This is a genomic window from Pseudomonas monsensis, assembly GCF_014268495.2.
Classification (GTDB): domain Bacteria; phylum Pseudomonadota; class Gammaproteobacteria; order Pseudomonadales; family Pseudomonadaceae; genus Aquipseudomonas; species Aquipseudomonas monsensis.
Window position 1 is genome coordinate 4,313,361 of the sequence record NZ_CP077087.1, and the last position, 22,544, is coordinate 4,335,904.

25 protein-coding genes and 4 tRNA genes are annotated in these 22,544 nt (G+C 59.3%); 12 read left to right on the forward strand and 17 right to left on the reverse strand.

Translation table 11 applies throughout. From position 1 onward, the window contains the following. Positions 1 to 29: 29 nt before the first annotated feature. The 5 genes from tig to HV782_RS18945 all read right to left on the reverse strand — a co-directional run bounded on the left by tig (position 30) and on the right by HV782_RS18945 (position 2,222). Positions 30 to 1,340 (reverse strand): trigger factor, encoded by a 1,311-nt coding sequence (gene tig, locus HV782_RS18925; RefSeq protein WP_123462312.1) that lies wholly within the window; start codon positions 1,338 to 1,340, stop codon positions 30 to 32. Positions 1,341 to 1,742: 402 nt separating this feature from the next. Further along, a tRNA-His gene (locus HV782_RS18930) sits at positions 1,743 to 1,818 on the reverse strand. A 77-nt stretch (positions 1,819 to 1,895) separates the two neighbouring features. Continuing rightward, positions 1,896 to 1,980, reverse strand: a tRNA-Leu gene (locus HV782_RS18935). A gap of 57 nt (positions 1,981 to 2,037) precedes the next feature. Continuing rightward, a tRNA-His gene (locus HV782_RS18940) sits at positions 2,038 to 2,113 on the reverse strand. A gap of 32 nt (positions 2,114 to 2,145) precedes the next feature. After that, positions 2,146 to 2,222 (reverse strand) — tRNA-Arg (locus tag HV782_RS18945). A gap of 275 nt (positions 2,223 to 2,497) precedes the next feature. Here HV782_RS18945 and folD point away from each other — a divergent pair. Further along, on the forward strand, positions 2,498 to 3,352 hold the full coding sequence (gene folD / locus HV782_RS18950) for a bifunctional methylenetetrahydrofolate dehydrogenase/methenyltetrahydrofolate cyclohydrolase FolD (protein WP_186748108.1): 855 nt from the start codon (positions 2,498 to 2,500) through the stop codon (positions 3,350 to 3,352). Between the two features lie 229 nt (positions 3,353 to 3,581). Continuing rightward, on the forward strand, positions 3,582 to 4,520 hold the full coding sequence (gene pbpG, locus HV782_RS18955) for a D-alanyl-D-alanine endopeptidase (protein ID WP_186748109.1): 939 nt from the start codon (positions 3,582 to 3,584) through the stop codon (positions 4,518 to 4,520). 82 nt (positions 4,521 to 4,602) lie between these two features. Here pbpG and HV782_RS18960 read toward each other — a convergent pair whose 3' ends face one another. From HV782_RS18960 to HV782_RS18970, 3 genes are all read right to left on the reverse strand, one after another. After that, complete coding sequence (locus HV782_RS18960; RefSeq protein WP_123462309.1) at positions 4,603 to 4,806, reverse strand: hypothetical protein; 204 nt, start codon at positions 4,804 to 4,806, stop codon at positions 4,603 to 4,605. 12 nt (positions 4,807 to 4,818) lie between these two features. After that, a complete protein-coding gene (locus HV782_RS18965) occupies positions 4,819 to 5,025 on the reverse strand; it encodes a DUF6021 family protein (RefSeq protein WP_123462308.1) in 207 nt (68 codons plus the stop codon). Positions 5,026 to 5,114: 89 nt separating this feature from the next. Next, positions 5,115 to 5,786 carry a cysteine peptidase family C39 domain-containing protein gene (locus HV782_RS18970; RefSeq protein ID WP_123462307.1) on the reverse strand — a complete coding sequence of 224 codons (672 nt, stop codon included), beginning with the start codon at positions 5,784 to 5,786 and terminating at the stop codon, positions 5,115 to 5,117. A gap of 234 nt (positions 5,787 to 6,020) precedes the next feature. On the opposite strand from HV782_RS18970, the gene HV782_RS18975 reads away from it, so the two are divergent. Then, a complete protein-coding gene (locus HV782_RS18975) occupies positions 6,021 to 6,188 on the forward strand; it encodes a hypothetical protein (protein WP_177490520.1) in 168 nt (55 codons plus the stop codon). A 155-nt stretch (positions 6,189 to 6,343) separates the two neighbouring features. On the opposite strand, the gene HV782_RS18980 is transcribed toward HV782_RS18975, so the two are convergent. Then, the gene (locus HV782_RS18980) at positions 6,344 to 7,093 is read right to left on the reverse strand and encodes a TerC family protein (RefSeq protein WP_123462306.1); all 750 of its coding nucleotides are present in this window, start codon (positions 7,091 to 7,093) and stop codon (positions 6,344 to 6,346) included. Between the two features lie 29 nt (positions 7,094 to 7,122). Continuing rightward, complete coding sequence (locus tag HV782_RS18985; RefSeq protein WP_007965379.1) at positions 7,123 to 7,365, reverse strand: hypothetical protein; 243 nt, start codon at positions 7,363 to 7,365, stop codon at positions 7,123 to 7,125. A gap of 229 nt (positions 7,366 to 7,594) precedes the next feature. Between HV782_RS18985 and nhaR the strand changes: the two genes are divergently transcribed. Next, the gene (nhaR, locus tag HV782_RS18990; RefSeq protein ID WP_186748110.1) at positions 7,595 to 8,494 is read left to right on the forward strand and encodes a transcriptional activator NhaR; all 900 of its coding nucleotides are present in this window, start codon (positions 7,595 to 7,597) and stop codon (positions 8,492 to 8,494) included. Here the strand turns inward: nhaR and HV782_RS18995 are convergent. Beyond that, on the reverse strand, positions 8,489 to 9,652 hold the full coding sequence (locus HV782_RS18995) for an MFS transporter (protein WP_123462304.1): 1,164 nt from the start codon (positions 9,650 to 9,652) through the stop codon (positions 8,489 to 8,491). The genes nhaR and HV782_RS18995 overlap by 6 nt on opposite strands. A gap of 337 nt (positions 9,653 to 9,989) precedes the next feature. On the opposite strand from HV782_RS18995, the gene sstT reads away from it, so the two are divergent. Further along, a complete protein-coding gene (sstT, locus tag HV782_RS19000) occupies positions 9,990 to 11,222 on the forward strand; it encodes a serine/threonine transporter SstT (RefSeq protein ID WP_186748111.1) in 1,233 nt (410 codons plus the stop codon). A 99-nt stretch (positions 11,223 to 11,321) separates the two neighbouring features. Here sstT and HV782_RS19005 read toward each other — a convergent pair whose 3' ends face one another. Beyond that, on the reverse strand, positions 11,322 to 11,831 hold the full coding sequence (locus HV782_RS19005; protein ID WP_123462302.1) for a DUF1993 domain-containing protein: 510 nt from the start codon (positions 11,829 to 11,831) through the stop codon (positions 11,322 to 11,324). A 125-nt stretch (positions 11,832 to 11,956) separates the two neighbouring features. On the opposite strand from HV782_RS19005, the gene HV782_RS19010 reads away from it, so the two are divergent. Beyond that, the gene (locus tag HV782_RS19010; protein ID WP_123462301.1) at positions 11,957 to 12,601 is read left to right on the forward strand and encodes a YceH family protein; all 645 of its coding nucleotides are present in this window, start codon (positions 11,957 to 11,959) and stop codon (positions 12,599 to 12,601) included. Between the two features lie 77 nt (positions 12,602 to 12,678). Here the strand turns inward: HV782_RS19010 and HV782_RS19015 are convergent, their stop codons facing one another. Further along, positions 12,679 to 13,497 carry a shikimate 5-dehydrogenase gene (locus tag HV782_RS19015; protein WP_186748112.1) on the reverse strand — a complete coding sequence of 273 codons (819 nt, stop codon included), beginning with the start codon at positions 13,495 to 13,497 and terminating at the stop codon, positions 12,679 to 12,681. A 256-nt stretch (positions 13,498 to 13,753) separates the two neighbouring features. On the opposite strand from HV782_RS19015, the gene HV782_RS19020 reads away from it, so the two are divergent. From HV782_RS19020 to HV782_RS19030, 3 genes are all read left to right on the forward strand, one after another. Then, on the forward strand, positions 13,754 to 14,104 hold the full coding sequence (locus HV782_RS19020) for a hypothetical protein (RefSeq protein ID WP_093434008.1): 351 nt from the start codon (positions 13,754 to 13,756) through the stop codon (positions 14,102 to 14,104). A gap of 233 nt (positions 14,105 to 14,337) precedes the next feature. After that, entirely contained in the window at positions 14,338 to 14,532 is a 195-nt protein-coding gene (locus HV782_RS19025) for a hypothetical protein (protein WP_123462299.1), read from the forward strand. A 101-nt stretch (positions 14,533 to 14,633) separates the two neighbouring features. Then, positions 14,634 to 14,816, forward strand: coding sequence for a hypothetical protein (locus HV782_RS19030; RefSeq protein ID WP_123462298.1), 183 nt, complete (start codon positions 14,634 to 14,636; stop codon positions 14,814 to 14,816). Here HV782_RS19030 and HV782_RS19035 read toward each other — a convergent pair. Both HV782_RS19035 and HV782_RS19040 read right to left on the reverse strand, forming a co-directional pair. Next, a complete protein-coding gene (locus tag HV782_RS19035) occupies positions 14,813 to 15,874 on the reverse strand; it encodes an AI-2E family transporter (protein WP_123462297.1) in 1,062 nt (353 codons plus the stop codon). The two genes, HV782_RS19030 and HV782_RS19035, sit on opposite strands and share 4 nt — an antisense overlap. 112 nt (positions 15,875 to 15,986) lie before the next feature. Continuing rightward, the gene (locus HV782_RS19040; protein WP_186748113.1) at positions 15,987 to 16,673 is read right to left on the reverse strand and encodes a cysteine hydrolase family protein; all 687 of its coding nucleotides are present in this window, start codon (positions 16,671 to 16,673) and stop codon (positions 15,987 to 15,989) included. A gap of 191 nt (positions 16,674 to 16,864) precedes the next feature. Between HV782_RS19040 and trhP the strand changes: the two genes are divergently transcribed. After that, positions 16,865 to 18,208, forward strand: a complete 1,344-nt coding sequence (trhP, locus tag HV782_RS19045) for a prephenate-dependent tRNA uridine(34) hydroxylase TrhP (protein WP_186748114.1) — start codon at positions 16,865 to 16,867, stop codon at positions 18,206 to 18,208. A 210-nt stretch (positions 18,209 to 18,418) separates the two neighbouring features. Here the strand turns inward: trhP and HV782_RS19050 are convergent, their stop codons facing one another. Beyond that, positions 18,419 to 18,649, reverse strand: coding sequence for a hypothetical protein (locus tag HV782_RS19050; RefSeq protein WP_128615629.1), 231 nt, complete (start codon positions 18,647 to 18,649; stop codon positions 18,419 to 18,421). A gap of 92 nt (positions 18,650 to 18,741) precedes the next feature. After that, positions 18,742 to 19,455, reverse strand: a complete 714-nt coding sequence (locus HV782_RS19055; protein ID WP_123462293.1) for a FadR/GntR family transcriptional regulator — start codon at positions 19,453 to 19,455, stop codon at positions 18,742 to 18,744. 366 nt (positions 19,456 to 19,821) lie between these two features. On the opposite strand from HV782_RS19055, the gene HV782_RS19060 reads away from it, so the two are divergent. Together HV782_RS19060 and gudD are read left to right on the forward strand one after the other, a co-directional pair. Then, entirely contained in the window at positions 19,822 to 21,168 is a 1,347-nt protein-coding gene (locus HV782_RS19060; protein ID WP_186748115.1) for an MFS transporter, read from the forward strand. 24 nt (positions 21,169 to 21,192) lie between these two features. Next, positions 21,193 to 22,536: a glucarate dehydratase gene (gudD, locus tag HV782_RS19065; RefSeq protein WP_186748116.1), complete on the forward strand. Its 1,344-nt coding sequence runs from the start codon at positions 21,193 to 21,195 to the stop codon at positions 22,534 to 22,536. Positions 22,537 to 22,544 lie beyond the last annotated feature (8 nt).

Genomic DNA, 22,544 nt, shown 5'->3' on the forward strand with positions numbered 1-22,544 from the left:
TATGGTGTGCACTTCTAACGCAAAAACAATCAGTCGGCTTTTGGAGCTTCTACCGGCTTGACCGCTTCTTCGTAAGAGACCGATTTGTCGGTCACGCTAGCTTTCTGCAGAACAGTATCCACAACTTGTTCTTCCAGCACAACCGAACGCACTTCGTTCAGTTGCTGCTCGTTCTTGTAGTACCAGGACACGACCTGCTCAGGCTCTTGATAAGCCGAAGCCATTTCCTGAATCATGTCACGAACACGAGCTTCGTCAGGCTTCAGGTCGAACTGCTTGACCACTTCAGCCACGATCAGGCCCAGCACGACGCGGCGCTTGGCTTGCTCTTCGAACAGCTCGGCCGGCAGTTGGTCAGGCTTGATGTTGCCACCGAACTGCTGAACAGCCTGCACGCGCAGACGGTCAACTTCGTTGGACAGCAGCGCCTTTGGCACTTCGATCGGGTTGGTGGCCAGCAGACCGTCCATGACCTGATTCTTGACCTTGGACTTGATCGCCTGACGCAGTTCACGCTCCATGTTCTTGCGAACTTCGGTGCGGAAACCGTCGATGCCGCTTTCCTTGATGCCGAATTGAGCGAAGAACTCTTCGTTCAGCTCTGGCAGTTTTGGCTCGGAAACGGTGTTGACCGTCACGGTGAACTCGGCGGTTTTGCCAGCCAGGTCCAGGTTCTGATAGTCCTCTGGGAAGGTCAGGTTCAGAACGCGCTCTTCACCGGCTTTAGCGCCAACCAGGCCTTCTTCGAAGCCAGGGATCATGCGACCGGAACCCAGCACCAGCTGAGTGCCTTTGGCGGAGCCGCCAGCGAATGCTTCGCCGTCAACCTTGCCAACGAAATCGATGTTCAGCTGATCTTCGTTCTGGGCAGCACGATCGGCCACTTCGAAACGGGTGTTCTGCTTGCGCAGGATGTCGAGCATTTTGTCCAGGTCAGCGTCAGCCACGTCAGCGCTCAGGCGCTCAACGGTGATGCCTTCGAAACCGGCAACGGTGAACTCAGGGAACACTTCGAATACGGCTACGTATTCCAGGTCTTTGCCAGCTTCGAGCGACTTCGGCTCGATCGACGGCGAACCGGCCGGGTTCAGCTTCTGCTCAACCACAGCTTCGTAAAAGGAGGACTGGATCACGTCGCCTACAGCTTCCTGGCGAGCATCAGCACCGAAACGGCGCTTGATTTCGCTCATTGGCACTTTGCCTGGACGGAAGCCAGCAATCTTGGCCTTTTGGGCGGTCTGCTGCAGACGCTTGTTGACCTGAGTCTCGATGCGCTCAGCCGGCACGGTGACGCTCATGCGGCGCTCGAGAGCAGTAGTATTTTCAACAGAAACTTGCATGGATATTCCTCGTTGCACAGACGTTAGCCGGCCGTTTCCGACCCCAGAATCAAGGGCATGCATTCTAGTGGGTCAAACTCAAGAAGTCACCCTACTGAAAACGGGTAAAAAAACAGCAGGCAATTTATCGGGACCGCCGCACGAATACAGCACGCCCCACAGGCGAATACAACCAATCACGCCAGGGCTCTGCGCCAACCTCTTCTATATATAGAAGAGACTGCCAATCACTCCCTGACGACCGCTCCCGCAAGCAGGACCGGCAAGCAGCGCAGCGTCATCGTGGCGCACAAATACGACGAACTGCCCTACTCCTGCGACCTGAAACCGGCAATCGCCGGATTTCCAAACCACTAAAACAAAAAAGGCGCCAGACTGTTAAATCTGGCGCCTTTCGAAATATGGGGTGGACGATGGGGATCGAACCCACGACAACGGGAGTCACAATCCCGTGCTCTACCAACTGAGCTACGCCCACCATATTGCGTAACAAAAAAGCCAAATAACTTCTTTGTTGAAACCCCACCCGGCACAAGGCATGAATGAAGCTTTAATTGGTGCGGATGAAGAGACTCGAACTCTTACGCCTCGCGGCGCTGGAACCTAAATCCAGTGTGTCTACCAATTCCACCACATCCGCAGATGAAGCTTTTAAAGCAAAGGCGCCAGACTGTTACATCCGGCGCCTTTCGAAATATGGGGTGGACGATGGGGATCGAACCCACGACAACGGGAGTCACAATCCCGTGCTCTACCAACTGAGCTACGCCCACCATATCGCGCTACTTGTGCCAAAGCTGCCTAATGGCGCACCCGGCAGGACTCGAACCTGCGACCATCCGCTTAGAAGGCGGATGCTCTATCCAGCTGAGCTACGGGCGCCTTATTAATCTGTACTCTTAAAGGACTACAAACTAAGTGCTTTCCAGTGTCACAGAATCGTAATTCCGCTTCACCTTCTTAACCAGTGCTAGGCTGTGCCCGACAAGTGCGACGAATAGTATAGAGCGCTCCGAAGGTCGTCAAATCCTTTTTGAAAAAAATTCATTTAATTAAAGGAGTTAGGGGAATTTGCTGACCAAGCGCCTTTGCCCTCATCGCTCGACATGCGAGAATGCGTTCTCATTTTTTCCCCTCTCGATGGTTAATCACGCGCAATGACTGCACAACTAATCGACGGCAAATCGATCGCCGCCAGCCTGCGCCAGCAGATCGCCCAACGTGTTGCCGAGCGTCGCCAGCAAGGCCTGCGCACGCCCGGCCTCGCGGTGATCCTGGTCGGCAGCGATCCTGCCTCTCAGGTTTATGTCTCGCACAAGCGTAAAGACTGTGAAGAGGTCGGTTTCCTCTCTCAAGCCTACGACCTGCCCGCCGAAACCACGCAAGAAGCATTGACCGATCTGATCGATCGTCTCAACGACGATCCGGCAATCGACGGCGTGCTGCTGCAACTGCCGCTGCCCGAGCACCTGGACGCTTCCAAACTGCTGGAGCGCATCCGCCCGGACAAAGACGTCGACGGCTTCCATCCTTATAACGTCGGTCGCCTGGCACAGCGCATTCCGTTGCTGCGCCCATGCACCCCTAAAGGCATCATGACGCTGCTGGAAAGCACGGGTGTGGACCTTTATGGTCTGGATGCAGTGGTGGTTGGCGCGTCCAACATCGTCGGTCGCCCGATGGCGATGGAACTGCTGCTGGCCGGTTGCACCGTCACTGTCACGCACCGCTTCACCAAGGATCTGGCCGGACACATCGGCCGTGCCGATCTGGTCGTCGTGGCCGCCGGCAAGCCGGGTCTGGTCAAGGGCGAGTGGATCAAGGAAGGTGCGATCGTGATCGACGTCGGCATCAACCGCCAGGACGACGGCAAACTGGTCGGTGACGTGGTGTATGACACCGCCCTGCCCCGCGCCGGCTGGATTACGCCAGTACCGGGCGGCGTTGGCCCGATGACCCGTGCCTGCCTGCTGGAAAACACCCTCTACGCAGCGGAAACCCTGCACGCCTGAGGCGTATTTTGCACCGTTGAAAAACCCGCCTCGTGCGGGTTTTTTCATGCCTGAGAAAAAACACTAACCGTTCGCCGGAAACCCCTCTTTTTACAGGCCTTTTCACGAGTTTTTCAGGTCATTCAAACAACCATCGACAGATCTTCAGCCATACTCCTAGAATGCGACGCTTTGAAGAAATAACCCGTTACAAACTAACGGAATATCCAACCTTTATGAGTTCGCCCGCGTGAAAATTCGTCTTTCGATTCTGAGCCTGTTTTTCGCTTTTACAGGCACATTCATCACGCCAACGATCAACGCTGCGGAAACCACCGCTGCCCCTCGCGATGCTTCGACACTGAAGATCGCCTCCGGCAGCGCTCTGCTCATGGATATGCAGACCAATAAAGTCATTTATTCCAGCAACCCTGACGTGATCGTCCCGATCGCCTCCGTCAGCAAGCTGATGACCGGTTTGGTGGTGGTCGAAGCCCGGCAGAACATGGACGAATGGATCAATGTCGATATCAGCAACACGCCGGAAATGAAGGGCGTGTTCTCCCGAGTCAAACTCAAGAGTGAACTGCCGCGCCGCGAAATGCTGCTGATCGCCCTGATGTCCTCGGAAAACCGCGCCGCCGCCAGCCTCGCCCATCACTACCCCGGTGGTTATGCAGCGTTTATTGCTGCGATGAACGCCAAGGCCAAGGCACTGGGCATGAACCACACCCACTACGTTGAACCGACCGGCCTGTCGGAGCGCAACGTTTCGACGGCCCGCGACCTGAGCAAGCTGCTGGTAGCGGCGAGCAAACATCCGATTCTCAGCGAGCTGACCACTACCAAGGAAAAGACCGTTTCGTTCCGCAAACCCAATTACACCCTGGGCTTTCGCAACACCGATCATTTGGTGAACAAAGCCGACTGGGACATCAAGATCACCAAAACCGGCTTCACCAACCCGGCCGGTCATTGCCTGGTCCTGGTGACGAAGATGGGCAATCGCCCCGTCGCCCTGGTGATTCTCGACGCGTTTGGCAAATACACCCATTTTGCCGATGCCAGCCGTATCCGCAGTTGGGTGGAAACCGGCAGAAGCGCCAGCGTTCCGGCAGTGGCGCAGCAATACAAAGCGGATAAAAACCTCAAGTCGCGGCAGAGCGGCGTGGTTGAGGCTTCGAAGTAATTCAACACGCTTTCAGACAGATTTCCCCGAGGTGAGGGAGCTTGCTCCCTCACTACAAAGGCAGTCCGCCGGTCAGCCTTGCTCAATCATTGGGCAATGGCATCTGATCATCATCCGGGATGCCATCGCCCTTTTGCGGATCTGGTAACAGTCCGGGCGCCACCAACGGTCGGGCCAACGGGTCGCGCAGCGCGCTGTCCGGGTCCAGCACCGGGTCGATATCGGTCTCGGGCGTGGTCGGCACGCTGTCCGGTTTTTGGTCATCGAAGCTTGAATCGGTACTCATACGCACCTCACATCAAGGTTTCAGATTGGCTAAGGGATCGTAGGGCCTGGCAGGTTTTTTCGGGTCCTCGCCGGGCACCACATCGAGAGGCGCCTTGGCCGGGCCGACAGGGTCGACCTGCGGATCATCGAGGTCAGGCGAGTCCGGATCAAACCCCAGATCATCTCCCGAGGAATGCTCGGAAGAATGCGGGCCTTTCGGTGATGGGGAATCTGTCATGTCGCCTCCTGGTTCACCCGCGAAAAGCGGGCTCTATGATTTGGAGGGTTGCCGGGCGCAGTCGTGCCCGGCAAATGACGAACGGAGCCTCAGTGCGCAGCCAGCGCCTTGCGCGCCTGTGCCGCTTCGTTTTCCTGACCGGCCTGAGCCAGCTCATCGGCCGCCTTGAGCCAACGGCCACGGTCGACTGCCGCCGGAATCTGCGAAGGTTTCTGAATCAGGATCGCCCAGCCACCTGACTTCTCCAGCGCCGATTCGAAGGAACTGAAGCTCATCAGTTCGCGACGGTTCATACCGGCACGCAGCAGCACCTTCTGTTTATTGCGGTCATAGCCGGACAGGATCGCGTAACGCGGTTCCGCCCAGAACGCCGCGCCCTCGCTGAAACGCACCATCACCGGGTATCCCGCCGCGACCTGCGTCAGCAGCGCCGGCAGGTTGGCGTCCAGCGGGTAGACCACCATGCCGTACTCGCGGGCCAGGTTCTGGATATTCTCTTGCAGCTTGTCTTCGCCACCGGGCAGGTGCAGCGGTTTTTCCAGCAGGCCCGGGGTGGTCACGATGCCCTGCTGCGACAACAGGCTCGCCAACACTTGCGGCCCACTCTGATGGGCGTCGCCCCGATAGAACGTACCACTGAGTTCGACCCGCTCCGGCAAACGCTTGACCTCTGGCGCCACACTGCCCGCACAACCGGCCAGCAGCGCCGCGCAACCGGCCGCCAGCAGCGCCACACGAATTCGAGAAAATACCTGGACCATCGTTACTCTCTGTTCAGACGCCGGTCATCGTGTTCCGGCAACGCCAGCGATCATAGGGCCGCGCACGGCTGCGGTATAGCCTTAAACCGTAGCCGCAGCGTTTGCATAGAGCGAACTGATTGGTCACCAGCGACCTTTGGTCAATAGCCTGAAACACCGCATTGTCTAGACTGTCACTGAAACAGAGCGAATTGAATAAGTGTGCGCCCGATGCAGGGCGAAGAGGAGGCACTGATGAGCCTGACCATGACCATCGTGATGTTGATTGCCGGCTGGCTGGCCGTTGCCACCGCCATGCTGTGGGGTGTGCTGCGTATTGCCCGGCGCCACCATCATCCTGTCGATTTGGCGCCGACTCACAAACCGGAAAAACAACGCGTGCGCCACGCGACTGCGCACTGACAGGTCGTTTGACATAAACCCGATGCAAGCGCTGCCGCAGACCGCGATCCATTGATCATGAACGTCAAAAGATCGCAGCCTTCGGCAGTTCCTGCATAAAGCAAAAGGCCGGCTGGACTCCAGGAGTCCAGCCGGCCTTTTTACTTGGTTGCCGATTAAGCCTGCTGAGCGAGCTTCTTCTGCTTCGTCCGGCGCGACAGCATGTTCAGCACTTCAATCGCTGCCGAGAACGCCATCGCCGCATACACATAGCCTTTCGGTACGTGGGCGCCGAAGCCTTCGGCGATCAGCGTCATGCCGATCATGATCAGGAAGCCCAGGGCCAGCATCACCACCGTCGGGTTGTCGTTGATGAACTTGGCCAGAGGCTCAGCCGCGAACAGCATCACCAGCACCGAGACCACCACCGCGATCACCATGATCGGCAAGTGCTCAGTCATGCCCACCGCAGTAATGATGCTGTCGATGGAGAACACCATGTCCAGCATCAAGATCTGACCGATGGCGGCAGCAAAACCCAGAGTCACGGTCGATGTCGCGGTTTTCGGGTCTTCCGGCGCCGGGTCCATGCTGTGATGGATCTCGGTCGTGGCTTTCCACACCAGGAACAGACCACCGGCAATCAGGATCATGTCCTTCCAGGAGAATGCCTGGCCCATGATTTCAATCACAGGGGCGGTCAACTGCACGATAAAGGCGATGGTGCTCAACAGGGCCAGACGCAGAATCAACGCCATGCCGATACCGATGCGACGGGCTTTCTGCCGATGCTGCTCGGGCAGTTTGTTGGTCAGGATCGAGATAAAGATCAGGTTATCGATGCCGAGCACGATCTCCATCACCACCAGTGTGGCCAAAGCAACCCAGGCGGCAGGGCTGGCGGCGAGTTCTAATAGATATTCCATGGGTCAGTCCTGACTCGTTGTACGACGGTTTAAATGGTCTTGGAGGAAGATTCGGATTTTTCCGCGTCTTTTTCCGGTGTTTCTTTTTTCTCGATCAACCCGCCCGTGGCGTCACTCAGCGCTTGTTCGGCGGCCTTGTGGGTGTCGTCGATGGCCTGCTTGGCGCTTTCGGCGGCTTTGCCCATCAACTGCTGGGCGCTCTTTTCCGCCTGATCGCAACCGGCCATGAGCAGTAAAGACGTAAACATCAACGCAGGGATTGTGTATTTCATTGGGCTTTCCTTCGAATGAACAGACAGGGTCGCAGACCGGCCGTCGATGGCTGGGCATTCTAGGCAAGCAGACACTTCAGGAAAATTCGTATTTTTAGCGGCTATACTTCGGTTTTTACGAACCCAAACATTCATGCAGGAGCTGCCGCAGGCTGCGATCTTTGTTTCTTGAAAAACAGGATCAAAGGATCACAGCCTCCGGCAGCGCCCACACAAGGACTGCGGGCTTATGCTCAATTACCGACAATTGCATTATTTCTGGGTGGTCGCCAAGACCGGCAGCATCGTGCGCGCCTGCGAACAGTTGAACCTGACGCCACAGACCATCAGCGGGCAGATTTCGCTGCTTGAACAAACCTACGGCATAGAGTTGTTCCGACGGGTCGGCCGGCAACTTGAACTGACCGAAGCCGGGCGCCAGGCCCTGCCCTACGCCGAGCAGATGTTCCAGCTCGGCGGCGAGCTGGAACTGATGCTGCGCGCGCAACCCAATGAACAGCAGATCCTGTTTCGGGTCGGCGTGGCGGACGTGGTGCCCAAGTCCATCGTCTACCGGCTGATCGCGCCGACCATGGAGCTGAACGAGCCGCTGCGCATCACCTGCCGCGAAGACAAACTCGAACGTTTGCTGGCGGACCTGGCGATCCAGCGCCTGGATCTGGTGATCTCCGACAGCCCGATGCCTTCGCACCTCGACATCAAGGGCTACAGTCAGAAACTCGGTGAATGCGGGATCAGTTTCTTCGCCACCGCGCAGCTGGCGGCTCAATACGGACAAGACTTCCCGCGCAGCCTCCACGGCGCCCCCTTATTGATTCCCGGAGCGGAAACCGTGGTGCGCAGCCGTTTGCAGCGCTGGTTCGCCGAGCAGCAGGTCCAGCCGCAAATCGTCGGCGAATTCGATGACAGTGCCTTGATGCAGGCGTTCGGCCAGTCCGGCAGCGGGATTTTTATCGGCCCGAGCGTGATTGCCGATGAAGTGAAGCGCCAGTACGGCGTGGAATTGATTGGCCAGACGGACGCGGTGACCGAGTCGTTCTACGCGATTTCGGTAGAACGCAAGGTCAAGCACCCCGGCATTGTGGCGATTACCGAAGGTGCCCGACGCGAGCTGTTTACCGCGCTATGACGCTTGCGCGCAGGCGTCGCGCGGCTTGAGGGTCATCAGCACCATGGCGAGGAACACCGACAGCAGGATGAACCCGGCGGCGGCGAACCCGAGGAAGCCCAGACCGGCACTGTCGATCACCCGTCCACCGATCATCGCGCCCAGGCCGATCCCCAGGTTGGCCCCGGCGATGTTCAACGAAGCGGCAAACGCGGGCGCTTCCGGTGCGGCTTTCATCAGGCGCACATGGCTGACCAGGAACAACGCAGCCTGAGTCACGCCCCAGATCCCCATTGCCACCGCCAGGCCCAGCGGCGAATGGATGTTCGGCACCAGCGACACCATGCCGGCAATCATGAACGCGCAGAACAACACCGACGCCCCGAGCGGATGACGATCCACCGCACGGCCACCCAGCGAGTTGCCGATCAAGCCGACCGCACCGAAGCCCATCAGGCACCAGCCGACCACCGTGCCATTGAAACCGGCCAGGCGCTCAAGGATGTCCGCCAGATACGTATAAGCAGTAAACATGCCGCTAAACACCAGGATCGACAGCAGGATGTGCCCGATCATCAACGGACTGCGCAGGATCTTGAACTGCGAGCGGAAACTGACCTGATGCTGGTGCAGGCTGGTCTTGGGCAGGTAAACAAACAACAGCAAGGCCTTGGCAAACGCGATCACCGCCAGAATGCCAAAGGCACTGCGCCAGCCGAACGCATCGGAAATCAGCGTACCGACCGGAATGCCGAACACCGTGGCACAGACAATCCCGAAGCCGATCTTGGCGATGGCGCGACCGGCGTAATCCGGCCCGACAATGTCCACCGCCGTTTCACTGGCCAGCGCCCAGAACACCGGCAGCCCCAGCGCCGGGATCAATCGGGCAATCGCCATGACCCAGATATTCGGCGCCAGCGCGGCCACGGTATTGGCCAGACCGAACATGATCAGGATGGTGATAAACAGCCGGCGGCGCTCGAATCGGGCGAAATACGCAGTAAGGAATGGCCCGAACATCGCGACCGTAAAAGCGAATAGAGTGACCAGCAATCCGGCCTGCGGGATGGTGACTTCAAGGTCTCGGGCAATCGCCGGCAGCAGGCCGACGATAACGAATTCCGTGGTCAGCACCGTGAAACCGGCGGCGGACAACAGAAGAATGGGCAACAGCATGCGCAACTCCAGCAAAACGACGACACCAGCGTTGACCCGGAGGTCCGCTGGCAGAGTTTGAAAATGAGGATGGAGAATCTTAACAGAGAGTGTCCGCACTGACTTGCACAAACCTGTCGATCTTGCCGACATGATCGGTGGCAGATCGTCACAGGCCTGAAGGATAAGGCCTGCGCTGTGATAAAGTCCGCGCCCTGAAAAACGTACAGCTTGTTCAACGCCGAGTTTATTAGCGTTGATATCGCATCAGCACGTTCGCGGCATGACGGTGGCCTGCCCCCGCTTTAACGCTACCCTCATGCACCTTGCACCCCTATAAAAAATCAGAGATGCCGTTATGACCGCTTCATCCCCTTCTCTCCTGCAACGCCTCAAGAACCTGAGCCTGGTCACGCAGATCCTGATCGGCCTGATCGCCGGTATCGCCCTGGCGCTGTTCGCCCCGGAAGCGGCGAAAAGCACTGCGTTTATCGGCAAAGTGTTTGTTTCGGCACTGAAAGCCGTGGCACCGATTCTGGTATTCGTGCTGGTGATGGCCTCGATCGCCAACCACAAGCACGGCCAGGAAACCCATATCCGGCCGATTCTGTTCCTGTACCTGCTGGGCACCTTCGCGGCAGCCGTTGTGGCGGTGATTGCCAGCATGACCTTTCCCTCGCATCTGGTGCTGTCCACCGATAACGTTTCGGTGACCGCACCGGGCGGCATTGGCGAAGTGCTGCAAAGCCTGTTGCTGAGCGTGGTGGATAACCCGGTCAACGCGCTGATCAACGCCAACTTCATCGGCATTCTGGCCTGGGCGATCGGCATGGGCGTCGCGATTCGCCATGCCGGCGACACCACCCGTGAAGTGCTCGGCGACCTGTCGAACGGCGTGACCCTGATCGTGCGCGTGGTGATTCGTTTTGCACCGCTGGGTATTTTCGGGCTGGTGGCGTCGACCCTGGCCACCTCCGGTTTCGACGCACTGATCGGCTATGCGCACCTGCTGGCGGTGCTGCTCGGTTGCATGCTGTTCGTGGCGCTGGTGATGAACCCGCTGATCGTGTTCTGGAAGCTGCGTCGCAACCCGTATCCGCTGACCCTCAAGTGCCTGCGCGAAAGCGGCATCACCGCGTTCTTCACCCGCAGTTCGGCGGCGAACATTCCGGTCAACCTGGAGCTGAGCAAGCGCCTGGGCCTGCATGAAGACACCTATTCGGTGTCGATCCCGCTGGGCGCGACCATCAACATGGCCGGTGCGGCGATCACCATCACTGTGCTGTCCCTGGCGGCCGTGCACACCCTCGGCATTGCCGTGGACATTCCGACCGCAATCTTGCTCAGCGTCGTCGCGGCGATCTGCGCGTGCGGCGCTTCGGGTGTGGCCGGCGGTTCGCTGCTGTTGATCCCCCTGGCGTGCAGCCTGTTCGGTATCCCGAGCGAGATTGCCATGCAGGTAGTGGCAGTGGGCTTCATCATTGGCGTGCTGCAGGATTCGGCGGAGACGGCGTTGAATTCGTCTACCGACGTACTGTTTACCGCAGCAGCGTGCCTGGGCGAAGAAGCGAAAGCCCAACGCACCGCCTGACACCCGACCTTGTGGGAGCGAGCAGGCTCGCTCCTGCCCAGAAAAACAAAAAGCCCGCCAAGGCGTAAACCTTGGCGGGCTTTTTTGTTGCCGGGTGTTTTAGAACGCGCCCATGTAATCGCGTTTACCCACTTCAACACCGTTGTGACGCAGCAGTGCGTAGGTGGTGGTGACGTGGAAGAAGAACTGCGGCAGGCCGTAGGTCAGCAGATAAGCCTGACCGCTGAAGCGCTTCTCTTTCGGCGTGCCCGGACGGGTCACGATCTCGATGCCTTCCTTGCCATTGATCTGCTCAGGCTTGATCTCGCCGATGAAGGCCAGAACCTTGGCGATCAGCGCTTGCAGCTCGGCGAAGGTGGTTTCGCTGTCGTCGTACTTCGGCAACTCGACTTCGGCCAGACGCGCGGAAACGCCTTTGGCGAAATCAACGGCGATCTGGACCTGACGGATCAGCGGAAACATGTCCGGGTACAGGCGTGCCTGCAGGAAAGCGTTCGGGTCGATGTTTTTCTCGGTGGCGTGGGCTTCAGCCTTCTTCAGCACATCGCTCATGGCGTTGAGCATTTGTTGAAAAACCGGGACAGATGCGGCGTACAGGGAAATGGTCATGGCAGTCTCGTGTGATGGCTGGGTGGAACGTGGAGGCGATTATAGCCATGCTTGATGACCGCACGGCTTGCCTTTTGTTTGGCAAGGATTAGGCTAGGCGCCTTCGACTGCAGAGGGAACGCGCGATGACCACAGAACTTGAAGCAACCTTCGACGAGCCACGGCTCAACGCCACGGAAATCCGCATTCTCGGTGCGCTGATCGAGAAACAGGCGACCAGCCCGGAAACCTATCCGCTGACGCTCAATGCACTGGTACTCGCGTGCAACCAGAAAACCAGCCGGGAACCGGTGATGAACCTGACCCAGGGCCAGGTCGGCCAGAGCCTGCGTGCCCTTGAGGGCCGTGGTTTCGCCAAGCTGGTGATGGGCAGTCGTGCCGACCGTTGGGAGCACAAGGTCGACAAGGCGCTGGAACTGGTGCCAGCCCAGGTGGTGCTCAGCGGACTGATGTTTCTGCGTGGCCCGCAAACCGTCAATGAGCTGCTGACACGCAGCGGCCGCATGCATGACTTTGAAGATGCCGAGCAAGTGGTGCACCAGCTCGAGCGCCTGATCGCACGCGGACTGGCGGTGCTGATCCCGCGTCAGGCCGGGCAGCGCGAAGACCGTTACACCCATGCGCTGGGCGATCCGGCAGACATCGAGGCGATCATGGCAGCGCGGCAGAATCCGCAGGAACGTGCGGGCACAGGCGTTTCCGTAGAACGCATCGAAGAGCTGGAAGCGCGAATTGCTGCGCTGGAAGAACGCCTGGCACGCCTCGAATAAACACAGCAGTTTTACGGTGGGAGCGAGCCCGCTCCCACCGCCTGCTGGCGATCAGGCCCGCCCGCTCAGCGAAACAATCAGCTCCGTGCGAAATTCACCGCCGCCGCAAACTGCTCCTCCGTCGGCCGCACCCCGGTGTACAGCACAAACTGCTCCAGCGCCTGGATCGCAATCACTTCCAGCCCGGTAATCACCCGCTTGCCTTCAGCGCGAGCACGCACGATCAGCGGCGTTTCTGACGGGATCGCCACCACATCGAACACCGTGTCCGCCGCGTTGATCACTTCAGGTTCGAACGCCAGTTGCCCCGCCTCCGGCCCGCCATCCATCCCCACCGGTGTGACATTGATCAGCATCTGCGGGCGCTCATCGCCCAGTTCGGCTTGCCAGCGATAGCCCAGCGATTCGGCCAGTGCCCGCCCGGCGCGCTCGTTACGGGCGACGATCAAGCCGTTTTTATAGCCACCGTCGCGCAAGGCAATGGCCACCGCTTTGCCCATGCCGCCACTGCCGCGCAAGGCAAAAGTCGAATCCTTGGGCACGGCGTGGGTTTCCAACAGTTGCGCAACCGCAATGTAATCGGTGTTGTAGGCCTTGAGATGGCCTTGGGTGTTGACGATGGTGTTGATCGACTGGATCGCCGCCGCCGACGCGTCCAACTCATCGACCAATGCGATGCAGGCTTCCTTGAACGGCATCGACACGCCGCAACCGCGAATGCCCAAGGCGCGAATGCCGCCGACTGCGCCGGGCAGGTCTTGGCTGCTGAACGCCTTGTAGTAGAAGTTCAGGCCCAACTGCTCATACAAATGATTATGAAAACGCAGACCGAAATTCCCCGGCCGGCCGGACAGGGACATGCACAGCTGGGTGTCTTTGTTCGGGTTCATCTGCATGAAATCTCTCCTTCAAACGCACTTTCGGATGGACGGGATTAGCCAGCCCATCAGGTTCTGAACGATCATAGCGGCCTGTTTTAAACGTGTGCCGCGGCCAGCGCATGGCCCAGTAAAGAAGCCGGTACAGACCTTACACAAAATTTACCCAGCGGCTGTGCTGATTTTCCGAATTTCGCTGTCTTAGAGATATCCCCGCGACAACTGTGGGCCTGGTGCAGGCCCCGATGCCGGGTTGAAGAACCGAGGAATTATCATGATTCGTAAACTCCCTATCGTCGCCCTGCTGATCGGTGCCTTTGCTGTCACAGGGCAAGCAGAAGCCCATGGCGGTGGCTGGCAGGGGCCGGCAGTGTTTGGCGCAATCGTCGGCTCGGCCATCATCGGTTCGGCGCTTATCAACCAGGATCGCCCGGTTTATGTGCAACAGGCGCCGGTGTATGCGCCGCCACCGGTCTATGTGCAGCAACCACCGCCACCGGTCTACTACCAGCCAGCGCCGGTGTATGTGCAACAACCGGTGTACGTGCAACCGGCTCCGGTGTATTACGGCCCGCCGCGTGGCTATTACGGTCGCCCGCACTATTACGGTGGCCCACGCTGGTAACCGAAAACAAAGAGCCCCGCTTTATAGAGCGGGGCTTTTTTATGACCGCCGGTCGGCCAGGGTCTGAAAAAATCTCGCCAAGGTCGCTGTGGAGACAGTCTCACCCGCTAAAGTCGGCATGATGGTTGCGAGCGTTATGGTCTTTTGCACACAACGGTCATCTTTTTGTCATGACGGAACCGCAATCTGAATCCGTCCGCAAACAACAGGTTGATAAGAACAAGGACGATTACATGCCTACACAAAACCCGCACCGCATTGTCGGCCTCTGCACCTCCAGCAAGGTGTACAGCGCCCTGACCGAGCTCAAGCACCTTGAAGGTCACCGTTGTGCCAAGTTTCTCTCGCTACTGACGGAGAACCTCGTGCACAAGGGCTTGCTCAACGAGCGCGAGGTCATGCACATGCTCGATCAAGTGGTCGATTGATCAGCCCTCAACGGCATCAATGACTACTATCGAAAGCGTTGATTGTCCCTGCAACCGTTGAATCCCTAAGGTAGCCCCATCGTTTGATGGAGGTCCTTGTCATGGCTCAGGTTCAAATCATGTCCGTTATCGGCAGCGCCGTTCCCGCCGCGCTCAGAGCGTCGGGCCTGCTCGCCTGCTGGTATCTGGTGCGCGATGGCGAGCCGATCAGCGGCCCGCTCACCTCGCTGCCGGCGGCGCAGGCCTTGTCGCAGAAAATCGTTGGCGAGCCGTTTCAAGCCTAAGGCAACTGGACTTTCGGTTTGGTCTCGATGAACAGCGCCCAACTGGACATGAACAGGGCCGCGATCAACGGGCCAATGACAAAGCCGTTGAGACCGAACACCGCGAGGCCACCAAGGGTCGAGATCAGGATCAAGTAATCGGGCATACGCGTGTCCTTGCCCACCAGAATCGGGCGCAGCACGTTGTCGACCAAGCCGATCACAAACACCCCGAACAACGCCAACACCACGCCTTGCCAAATCATCCCGCTGAGCAGGAAATACACCGCCACCGGCGCCCAGACAATCCCCGCCCCCACCGCCGGCAACAGCGACAGAAAGCCCATCAGCACGGCCCACAGCAGTGCGCTGGGGATGTCGAGAAACCAGAAAATCGCCCCGCCCAATGCGCCCTGAGTGACCGCTACCACCAGGTTGCCCTTCACCGTTGCGCGCACTACCCGGTTGAACTTCAACTGCAAACGCCGTTTGTGACTCTCTTCCAGCGGTACGGCCGTACGCACCTTGCGCACCAGCTCGGCGCCATCGCGCAGAAAGAAAAACAGCAGGTACAGCATGATGCCAAAGCTGACCACGAACTCGAACGTGCCCTGACCGAAACTGAAGGCCTGAGTGGCCAGTACCTGACTGCCCTGCATCGACGCCTTGACGATTTTCTCGCGCAGACCGTTGAGTTCGCCCATGCCGAAGCGATCAAGCAAATGCTGAAAGTAAGGCGGCAGACTGTGTTTGAACTGCGCCAGATAGGCGCCGATGTCCAGTTGACCGCTTTCGATGTTGTTGTACAGCGTCGCGCCTTCCTGGACCAATAACACGCTGAGGATGATGACCGGCAGAATCGCAATGATCAGGCAAATGCCCAGGGTGCACAAAGCAGTCAGGTTGCGTTGCCAGCCGAATTTCTGCTGTAACCGGCGTTGCATCGGCGCAAACAGGATGCCGAGGATCACCGCCCAGAACACCGCGCCATAAAACGGCAGCAGGATCCAGATAAACGCCACCGTGACCAGCAACAGCAGCACGGTGAGGGATTTGAATTGAAGATTTTTTTGGTTCATGTCCGATCCATGTCAGTCAGGCGTCATGCACGCCCCGAACCTTAGTCAATCGGGGCCTGCACGAGTGCCATCTTTATTCATGGAGCATAGTTGCGGATCAGCCTGAGCCCGCTTATTGAACCGGCAAACGGACGATTTGTCCGGTGCTCAAGACATCGCCGAACGTGTCCTCGATTTCCGCCAGCGCAGCCTTGTGCAGGGAGTCCTTGTCGATGGCCGTGCCATTGGCACGGGTAATGGCGCGGGTTGCCGAGGCATCGGCGGCGACAATCACGCTGTAACCGAGCGGCACTGCATCCCGCGCGGCTCCAGCCACACAGGCGTGAGTCATCAGGCCCGAGACGATCAGCGTGTCGATGCCGGAGGTTTTCAGGCGCTGGTTCAGATCGGTGCTGGCAAATACGCTGACGGTGTTCTTTTGCAGCACGACGTCTTGCGCCCGTGGCTGCATGTCCCGGTGAAACTTCACCGTATCGCCATTGCTGGCAAACACCGGCGAACCGGCCGGCGCAACGTGCTGCACGTGGTACACCGGAATGTGGTGGCGGTCGGCGAAAGTGATCAGTTCACGGGTTTTCGCCAGTGCAGCAGCACCGTCCGGGATCGGCAGCCTGCCGCTGAAGTATTCGTTCTGGAAATCGATCACCAGCAAGGCGGTTTTGCCGGCGGGCAATTGGCTGAGCGGAGTCGCGCCGGACATCGCCCGAAGGGTCGGCTGACTGTCGGCAACTGCGCCAGTGCTGGCCAGCACCCCGGAAAATGCACAGGCACTGAGGAAACGGCGGGTGAAGCGCTGCATGGGAATGTCCTTGCTCGGTTGAATGATGGGCAAAGGTTAAGAACTCGCCGCCGGGCAGAAAACACGACAAGCAGCACATCATCTGTGCTGCTTTTGCACAGATCGGCGCGACGCGCCGAAACATAGATCCAGATCAATAACCCGCGCGGACATCCGCCTTACGCTGCCGCGCTTTTGCCATCGACGCCGCCATGACTCTCACCCAAGCCCTCACCGCCCCGGAATTGCTCGCCCCCGCCGGCACCCTGAAAAACATGCGTTACGCCTTCGCCTACGGAGCCGATGCGGTGTATGCCGGTCAGCCGCGTTACAGCCTGCGGGTGCGCAACAACGAATTCGACCACGCCAACCTGGCGTTGGGGATTCGCGAGGCACAGGCACAAGGCAAGCGCTTCTATGTGGTGGTCAACATCGCGCCGCACAACGCCAAGCTGAAGACTTTCCTCAAGGACCTAGCGCCCGTGATCGAGATGGCGCCGGATGCACTGATCATGTCCGACCCGGGCCTGATCATGCTGGTACGCCGCCATTTTCCGCAGATGCCGATTCATCTGTCGGTGCAGGCCAACACCGTGAACTGGGCGAGCGTCGAGTTCTGGCAGCAACAAGGGCTGAGCCGGATCATCCTCTCGCGGGAACTGTCGCTGGAGGAAATCGGCGAAATCCGCGAGCAGGTGCCGGGCATGGAACTGGAGGTGTTCGTCCACGGCGCACTGTGCATGGCCTACTCCGGGCGCTGCCTGCTGTCGGGCTACATGAACAAGCGCGACGCCAATCAGGGCACCTGCACCAACGCCTGCCGCTGGAAATACTCGGCGCAGGAAGCCACGGAAAACCAGCTCGGCGACATCGTCCAAACCTTCCAGCCCGAGCCGACCCTGGGCATCGGCGCGCCGACCGATCAGGTGTTCCTGCTGCAGGAAGCCAATCGCCCAGATGAGTTGATGCCCGCGTTTGAAGACGAGCACGGCACCTACATCATGAACGCCAAGGACCTGCGCGCCGTCCAGCACGTCGAGCGCCTGACCCGCATGGGCGTGCACTCGCTGAAGATCGAAGGTCGCACCAAGTCGCACTTCTATTGCGCACGCACCACGCAGGTCTATCGCCGGGCGATCGACGATGCAGTCGCCGGGCGCGAATTCGATCGCAGCCTGATGAGCGATCTGGAATCACTGGCGCAGCGCGGCTACACCGAGGGCTTCCTGCGCCGGCATGTGCACGACGAATACCAGAACTATCAGCACGGCAGTTCGGTGTCGGAACGTCAGCAATTCGTTGGCGAACTGACCGGCGAACGCCGCGACCGGCTGGCCGAGGTCAAGGTGAAGAACCGCTTTGCACTGGGCGACCATCTGGAATTGATGACGCCCAAGGGCAATTTCCACTTTGATCTGCACCAGTTGCAGAGTGCCAAGGGGGAAGCGATCGAAGTTGCACCGGGGGACGGGCACACGGTGTACCTGCCGATTCCGGATGCGGTGGATTTGCGCTTTGGGTTGCTGATGCGGGATGTAGCTACGAATCCCGTATGAGGGCATGCACTACCCTGTAGGGGGCCACTGATCTTCAGCCGCATTGCCGCCGCCATCGCTGGCAAGCCAGCTCCCACAGGGCAGATGTCGAACACCAAATCCCATGACACCACTGTGAGAGCGGGCTTGCCCGCGATGAGGCCGGCATGAACAACACACAGTGCAACTGACCACCGACAAAAAAGCCCGGCACCAAAACCCGGGGTTTTATTACCTGCGATCATCCGACAGCGGCGTCGGAACATCCGCCGGTGGCACATCATCGTCCGCCGCCGGGTCCTTCCAGTCTTCCGGCCGATCGGCGTCGCTCAATGGATCGCGCCCCGGGCTCATACCCGGCGGCGCATCATGATCAGCCAATGTCGGCTCCTCCGTGCCGGGCACCGGCCGGGTCGGATCAGTCGGCAACACACCACCCTGAAACAGCAAATCATTCGCCATGACACACCTCACACAGGAGGTCCGGAACATCCGGGCCGTACTGATTGGAAGCGTGCCGGCAGGCGGCGTGCTATTGAACGGACCAACGGCGATCAACCCTGCGCACTGAAGCGGTCGCGACTGTTGGTCAGGTGCAGCCACATCGCTGCGCGTGCCGCATCGGGGTCCTGACGCTTGATCGCATTCAGGATCGCCTCGTGTTCGAGGTTGGCCAACTGCCCCAGCTTGCTTAGATCTGCCGCTCCGCGTTCGGCAGCATTGAGCCGGTTGCGCGGAATCATTGCGTTGCCCAGGTGCTGCATGATTTCGCTGAAGCAGACGTTGCCAGTGGCCTCGGCGATCAACAGATGAAAACGCCGATCAGCCTCAACGCAACTGTCGTTGCTGTCCAGCAGACGCTGATAGTCATCCAGCGCCTGACGCATCTGTAGCAGTTGCTGCTCACTGCGCCGTTGCGCTGCCAACGCGGCGGCCTGCGTCTCCAGGCCCATGCGCAACTCAAGAATGCTGCGCACACCGAGCGCGGTATCGACATTCAGGCGCAAACCCTGCTCGGCAGCGCGCTCGATGACGAAGGTGCCGATGCCGTGCCGCGTCTCCACCAGCCCCGACGCCTGCAATTTGGAAATCGCTTCGCGCACCACCGTGCGACTGACGCCGTGTTCCTGAACGATGGCGTTCTCCGACGGCAGCTTGTCGCCGGGCGACAACTGGCCGAGCAGGATGCTCTGGGTGAGTTTCTCCACCAGGTCATGCGCCAGGTTATGGGCGCGTTTACGGGCGGGGGCGTCGAGGTCTTCTTGCATGGTCGGTTCCGATGATCGGGGCCAGCGGATCGTAGCATCGCGCAGTGCGGGACGAGGTTGATTTTAGCGCTAAAAATCCTGAACCACTTGTATGACAACACTCAAATATCTTTATGGAAGTTGCCAAAAAACCAGCGCGCTCACATCAGCAAAAGACGATAGCGTGCAGCTTCAGCGCTCCACTCACTGCGAAAAATCCCAATAGATACGCCATATAAAAGCAAAAAAGCATAAAAAGAACCGGCTCCAGACAAATTTAATTGCATCGCCCCACTTGTAGGACAAAAATTTCAGGTTGTATGATGTCTATCAACAAAGCAGCACCAGCCCTACCCCGCATAAAAATAATCAGTGGGAGAAAACCAAGTGAAAACCTCCGTCTCCGGGATGCACGAGGGCGTCGATTCGACGCTCGCGTCCGCCATCTCGAAAGTGAAACGCCACGTCCTGCCGCTCTTCGTGATCATGTTCATCGTCAATTACATTGACCGGGTGAACATCGGTTTCGTCCGCACTCACATGGAACACGATCTGGGCATTGGTGCCGCCGCCTACGGCTTCGGCGCCGGTCTGTTCTTCATCGGCTACGCGCTGTTCGAAGTGCCTTCCAACATGCTTCTGCAGAAAGTCGGCGCACGCATCTGGCTGACCCGCATCATGCTCACCTGGGGCCTGGTCGCAGCCGGCATGGCGTTCATCCAGAACGAAACCCACTTCTATGTGTTGCGCTTTTTACTCGGCGTGGCCGAAGCCGGGTTCTTCCCTGGGGTGATCTACTACTTCACCCGCTGGCTGCCCGGCGTCGAGCGCGGCAAGGCGATTGCGATCTTCCTCAGCGGCTCCGCCGTGGCCTCGCTGATCTCCGGTCCGCTGTCCGGCCTGCTCCTGCAAATCAACGGCCTGGGCATGCACGGTTGGCAATGGATGTACTTCATTGAGGGGATGTTTTCGGTCGGGCTCTGTGTATTTGTCTGGTTCTGGCTCGACGCCAAACCCCACGACGCCAAATGGCTCACCCGCGCCGAACAGGATGCGCTGGTCAATGCCATCGACGATGAACAAAAGGCCCGCGAAGCCGCAACGCCCATCCGTCCTTCACTGGGCAAACTGCTCAAGGACCGGCAGATCCTGCTGTTCTGCCTGATCTACTTCTTCATCCAGCTGACCATTTATGCGGCGACCTTCTGGCTGCCAAGCATCATCAAGAAAATGGGCGAGATGAGCGACTTCCAGGTCGGCCTGTTCAACTCGATTCCGTGGCTGCTGTCGATCATCGGCATGTACACCTTCGCTGCGTTCTCGGCCAAGTGGAAACACCAGCAGGCGTGGGTCGCCACCGCGCTGCTGATCGCCGCCGCAGGAATGTTCATGTCCACTACCGGCGGGCCGATTTTCGCCTTCGTCGCCATCTGCTTTGCGGCACTCGGGTTCAAATCCGCCTCGTCGCTGTTCTGGCCGATTCCCCAGGCGTATCTGGACGCTCGCATCGCCGCAGCGGTGATTGCGCTGATCAACTCGGTGGGCAACCTCGGCGGTTTCGTCGCGCCGACCACCTTCGGCCTGCTCGAAGAACACACCGGCTCGATTCAGGGCGGCCTCTACGGTTTGGCCGCGACCTCGATCATTGCCGCGATCATCGTCTTCGCTGCGCGCACCACGCCCAAACCCGCTGCTGACCTCCCCGTGGCCGAGCCCGCGCCAAAGCACGCCTGAACGCTGTATCAGAAGGATAAAAACATGACCGCACACGACACTGCCAAAGCCCCGATCATCACCGACATGCACGTCATCCCGGTGGCCGGCCACGACGGCATGCTGCTCAACCTGAGCGGCGCCCACGGGCCGTTCTTTACCCGCAACCTCGTCATTCTCAAAGACAACGCCGGCCATACCGGCGTCGGCGAGGTGCCCGGCGGCGAACGCATTCGCCAGACCCTGGAAGATGCGCGCAGCCTGGTGGTCGGCAGCCCGATCGGCACCTATCAGAAGATCCTCAATCAAGTGCGCCAGACCTTCGCCGACCGCGATGCCGGTGGCCGCGGCCTGCAGACTTTTGACCTGCGCATCACCATTCACGCCGTCACCGGTCTTGAAGCGGCCCTGCTCGATCTGCTCGGCCAGCACCTCGACGTACCGGTTGCGGCGCTGCTTGGCGAAGGCCAGCAACGTGATGAAGTGAAGATGCTCGGTTACCTGTTCTATGTCGGTGATCAGCGCGAAACCGACCTCGCCTACCGCAGCGAACCGGATGCCGATAATGACTGGTTTCGCGTGCGACACGAGCACGCCATGACCGCCGAAGCGGTGGTGCGCCTCGCCGAAGCGGCCCATGCGAAATACGGTTTCAAGGACTTCAAACTCAAGGGTGGCGTGCTCAGCGGCGATGCGGAAATCGAAGCGGTCACCGCCCTCGCCGAACGCTTCCCGGATGCACGCATCACCCTCGATCCGAATGGCGCCTGGTCCTTGAAAGAAGCGATCCGCCTGTGCCGCGATCAACACCACGTGCTGGCTTACGCCGAAGACCCGTGCGGTGCGGAAAACGGTTATTCGGGGCGCGAAGTCATGGCTGAATTCCGCCGCGCCACCGGGCTGAAAACCGCGACCAACATGATTGCCACCGACTGGCGCGAAATGGGCCACGCCATCCAGCTGCAGTCAGTGGACATTCCCTTGGCCGACCCGCACTTCTGGACCATGCAAGGTTCGGTGCGCGTGGCGCAGATGTGCCATGAGTGGGGCCTGACCTGGGGTTCGCACTCCAACAATCACTTCGATATCTCTCTGGCGATGTTCACCCACGTCGCCGCTGCCGCGCCCGGCGAGATCACGGCCATCGACACCCACTGGATCTGGCAGGACGGTCAGCGCCTGACCAAGGCACCGCTGCAAATCGTCGACGGCTGTGTCCAGGTGCCGAACAAGCCGGGGCTCGGCGTGGAGCTGGATATGGATCAGGTGGCCAAGGCCCACGAGCTGTATAAAGGCATGGGCCTCGGCGCGCGGGATGACAGCGTGGCGATGCAGTTTCTGATTCCGGGCTGGAGATTCGATAACAAGCGGCCGTGTCTGGTGCGCTGACGCTTTTG

Excerpts from the sequence above, each read along its gene's own strand:
- tig (WP_123462312.1), bottom strand. The coding sequence starts at position 1,340 with ATGCAAGTTTCTGTTGAAAATACTACTGCTCTCGAGCGCCGCATGAGC.
- folD (WP_186748108.1), top strand. The coding sequence starts at position 2,498 with ATGACTGCACAACTAATCGACGGCAAATCGATCGCCGCCAGCCTGCGC.
- HV782_RS18960 (WP_123462309.1), bottom strand. The coding sequence starts at position 4,806 with ATGAGTACCGATTCAAGCTTCGATGACCAAAAACCGGACAGCGTGCCG.
- HV782_RS18965 (WP_123462308.1), bottom strand. The coding sequence starts at position 5,025 with ATGACAGATTCCCCATCACCGAAAGGCCCGCATTCTTCCGAGCATTCC.
- HV782_RS18970 (WP_123462307.1), bottom strand. The coding sequence starts at position 5,786 with ATGGTCCAGGTATTTTCTCGAATTCGTGTGGCGCTGCTGGCGGCCGGT.
- HV782_RS18975 (WP_177490520.1), top strand. The coding sequence starts at position 6,021 with ATGAGCCTGACCATGACCATCGTGATGTTGATTGCCGGCTGGCTGGCC.
- HV782_RS18980 (WP_123462306.1), bottom strand. The coding sequence starts at position 7,093 with ATGGAATATCTATTAGAACTCGCCGCCAGCCCTGCCGCCTGGGTTGCT.
- HV782_RS18985 (WP_007965379.1), bottom strand. The coding sequence starts at position 7,365 with ATGAAATACACAATCCCTGCGTTGATGTTTACGTCTTTACTGCTCATG.
- nhaR (WP_186748110.1), top strand. The coding sequence starts at position 7,595 with ATGCTCAATTACCGACAATTGCATTATTTCTGGGTGGTCGCCAAGACC.
- HV782_RS18995 (WP_123462304.1), bottom strand. The coding sequence starts at position 9,652 with ATGCTGTTGCCCATTCTTCTGTTGTCCGCCGCCGGTTTCACGGTGCTG.
- sstT (WP_186748111.1), top strand. The coding sequence starts at position 9,990 with ATGACCGCTTCATCCCCTTCTCTCCTGCAACGCCTCAAGAACCTGAGC.
- HV782_RS19005 (WP_123462302.1), bottom strand. The coding sequence starts at position 11,831 with ATGACCATTTCCCTGTACGCCGCATCTGTCCCGGTTTTTCAACAAATG.
- HV782_RS19010 (WP_123462301.1), top strand. The coding sequence starts at position 11,957 with ATGACCACAGAACTTGAAGCAACCTTCGACGAGCCACGGCTCAACGCC.
- HV782_RS19015 (WP_186748112.1), bottom strand. The coding sequence starts at position 13,497 with ATGCAGATGAACCCGAACAAAGACACCCAGCTGTGCATGTCCCTGTCC.
- HV782_RS19020 (WP_093434008.1), top strand. The coding sequence starts at position 13,754 with ATGATTCGTAAACTCCCTATCGTCGCCCTGCTGATCGGTGCCTTTGCT.
- HV782_RS19025 (WP_123462299.1), top strand. The coding sequence starts at position 14,338 with ATGCCTACACAAAACCCGCACCGCATTGTCGGCCTCTGCACCTCCAGC.
- HV782_RS19030 (WP_123462298.1), top strand. The coding sequence starts at position 14,634 with ATGGCTCAGGTTCAAATCATGTCCGTTATCGGCAGCGCCGTTCCCGCC.
- HV782_RS19035 (WP_123462297.1), bottom strand. The coding sequence starts at position 15,874 with ATGAACCAAAAAAATCTTCAATTCAAATCCCTCACCGTGCTGCTGTTG.
- HV782_RS19040 (WP_186748113.1), bottom strand. The coding sequence starts at position 16,673 with ATGCAGCGCTTCACCCGCCGTTTCCTCAGTGCCTGTGCATTTTCCGGG.
- trhP (WP_186748114.1), top strand. The coding sequence starts at position 16,865 with ATGACTCTCACCCAAGCCCTCACCGCCCCGGAATTGCTCGCCCCCGCC.
- HV782_RS19050 (WP_128615629.1), bottom strand. The coding sequence starts at position 18,649 with ATGGCGAATGATTTGCTGTTTCAGGGTGGTGTGTTGCCGACTGATCCG.
- HV782_RS19055 (WP_123462293.1), bottom strand. The coding sequence starts at position 19,455 with ATGCAAGAAGACCTCGACGCCCCCGCCCGTAAACGCGCCCATAACCTG.
- gudD (WP_186748116.1), top strand. The coding sequence starts at position 21,193 with ATGACCGCACACGACACTGCCAAAGCCCCGATCATCACCGACATGCAC.